1 protein-coding gene is annotated in these 464 nt (G+C 37.9%); it reads right to left on the bottom strand.

Annotation, left to right across the window (positions count from 1 at the left end; translation table 11 throughout):
* Positions 1-464, bottom strand: a 464-nt coding sequence (locus ACMA47_RS25155) for a peptidoglycan-binding protein LysM (protein WP_413931999.1), incomplete at both ends; no start/stop codon positions are given.

Here is a 464-nt window from a genome sequence, read left to right as displayed (position 1 = left end):
TTCGCTGCTGGAATAGTGTAGTCCAGATTCAGTGTTAAGGCACTTCCAAGAGGAGCATTGGTAACTAAATTCTGATCTGTTGCAGATAAAACTACAGTATTTTTTGTTCCACCCATTGTTCCGGCAGCTGTTGCTGCTTTAATTGTCAAAACATTGACTGGGATTAAGTTCGTTCCATTCATGAAATTAGCTCCTCCTGCTTTTACTTTAACATTAAAGTTCTTTGTGGAAGTAACCTTCAAAGAGTTGGCTTTAGTAATGGTCTGATCAGAGTTGTAGTCTGCTGCAGTAACATAATTAAAATCAACCGTATTACCAATGGCAGTACTTCCTGCATCGATGGAAATTACATCGTTCAGAGTAATGTTTACCGTTGTGGTTGCGGTTGTATTTTGAGCTTGAACATTGTTAGTTCCAAATATGATCGCTCCAAAAGTTAAGGCTGTGATTACGATTTGTTTTTT

It is taken from the genome of Chryseobacterium sp. T20 (genome assembly GCF_047345655.1).
Lineage (GTDB): Bacteria > Bacteroidota > Bacteroidia > Flavobacteriales > Weeksellaceae > Chryseobacterium.
Note: the sequence above shows the minus strand (reverse complement) of the source record. Positions and strands in the feature narration are given on the sequence as shown.